This window comes from Exiguobacterium sp. s26 (assembly GCF_018618235.1).
Taxonomy (GTDB): Bacteria; Bacillota; Bacilli; order Exiguobacteriales; family Exiguobacteriaceae; genus Exiguobacterium; species Exiguobacterium chiriqhucha.
In genome coordinates, this window is sequence record NZ_JACSLS010000026.1 from 1 (window position 1) to 1,897 (window position 1,897).

At 53.2% G+C, this 1,897-nt stretch carries 1 protein-coding gene; it reads right to left on the bottom strand.

Going from position 1 to position 1,897, the window contains the following annotated elements:
* Positions 1 to 76: 76 nt before the first annotated feature.
* A complete protein-coding gene (gene ltrA, locus KNP82_RS15370; protein WP_214798647.1) occupies positions 77 to 1,339 on the bottom strand; it encodes a group II intron reverse transcriptase/maturase in 1,263 nt (420 codons plus the stop codon).
* Positions 1,340 to 1,897 lie beyond the last annotated feature (558 nt).

The window sequence follows — 1,897 nt, forward strand, 5'->3', positions numbered from 1 at the left end:
AAATCGAGTAGGAGGGAGTGATTAACTCCCGACCTCTCACACCACCGTACGTACCGTTCGGTATACGGCGGTTCAATTAAGATGTATGACGCAAAGTTTCATAACGTGATACCAGACTTTTGAGCCCTCGGGAACTCCAGTAGGAGTTCCCGAGGGCTTTGTGCAGTATCGGACTTTTTGAAATCCGCCAGTAACCCTTCCGTGAGTTGCCCCATTCATGGGCCTTCCCTTTCGGGATGCCCAGTCCGGTGAGCTTTCTCACTTTTGTGCTCGGCTTCTTCCAACTCTTCCACACGCACATGCGTAGCCTTCTTCGAATCCACGACTCGAGGGTCTTGAACACACTCGGTGTGTCTGCCAACGCAAAGTATCCGCACCATCCCATCAGGTATTGGTTCAGCTTTTGGATACGGACCTCCATCGAGTATGGTCTCTTTCGCGATGTGATGTCGCGGATTTTATCTTTCATCCGGTTCACACTGGCTTTGGCAATCCGTATTTTCGGTTCTCTGTGCTTCGTGAAGCTGAACCCAAGGAACTTTCGTCTCCATGGGCGGTCTACGGCGGACTTGTTGCCGTTCACTTTCAGCTTCAGCTTCCCTTCGATATAGGAGGTCACCGACCTCATGACCCGATTTCCCGCTTTTGGTGTTTTCACATAGATGTTGCAGTCATCGGCGTAGCGGACGAACTGATGTCCACGCTTCTCGAGTTCCTTGTCCAGTTCGTCTAGGACGATGTTCGAGAGCAGTGGGCTGAGTGGGCCTCCTTGCGGAGTGCCTTCCTCGTTGTCCGTCACGACTCCGTTTATCATGATTCCGGTTTTCAGATACTTGTGGATGAGCTTGAGCAGACACTTGTCCTCGATTCGCTTCGCCAGAAGCCCCATGAGCTTGTCATGGTTCACCCGGTCGAAGAATTTCTCCAGGTCGATATCGACCACCCAGCGATTTCCCTCTGCGATGTACCCTTTTGCTTTCTTGACCGCCCCGTGGGCACTCCGATTCGGTCGGAATCCATAGCTGTGGTCAGAGAACGTGGGGTCGTAGATAGACGACAACACCTGGGCGATCGCCTGTTGAATGAAGCGATCCATCACGGTAGGGATGCCGAGCAGTCGCACACCGCCGTCAGGTTTCGGGATTTCGACCCTGCGGACCGGTTGCGGCTGGTAGGTTCCCGACAGAAGCTCCACCTTCATGGTGTCCCAGTGTTCGATGACATGCGCTCGCAGGTTTTGTACGGGCATTCCGTCGACACCGTGGCTTCCTTTGTTCCGAACCACTCGGTTCAGGGCACGTATTAAATTTTCCCGTGACAGAATCTGTTCCATTAACATTCGTTATGCCTCTTTCCGTGAACAACGCTTCTTCTTTATCCAGTCCCTGCTCCACCCTCTTGATGTCCCCAGTGGAATTCACCACGTCCTCCATTCAAGCAAGCCCTGACGGGTTGTCTGTGTTCATCACAGCGACTGCCTGCCAAGATGTTGTTCTCTCTTAATTGTTCGGCCCTTCCCACTCGTCTCGAGACAAGGTGGTACTATGGCCTCTGCTGACTTCTGATTGTTCAGCCGCCCATCACTGTGCGGGTTACCAAGGGTACTTGGCGTTCCAATCAGAGCTCCCCGGGTAAGGACGCAATCTTTCCCTCCATCTATCTGCTCCATTTACTGCATGCGACCTTCGGCAGAAAGGGCTTTGCCTTGTTCAGCAGGCTCACCCAGTCGCACATAGCCTCGTATGAAGTTCGTGTACCTCAGACCGGAGGTTTGCCGCCCGCTTCCTTCAGATTCCACGTCGCCGTGGACACCCTTGCGCTTGGCTAACTATTACTTCTGCCTTCACAGTTCGGGACTTGCACCCTATAGATTACGCCCATGCCGGGCACACTGAAA

What these genes read in the sequence shown, in the direction of transcription:
- ltrA (WP_214798647.1), bottom strand. Translation starts at nt 1,339, where the DNA reads ATGTTAATGGAACAGATTCTGTCACGGGAAAATTTAATACGTGCCCTG.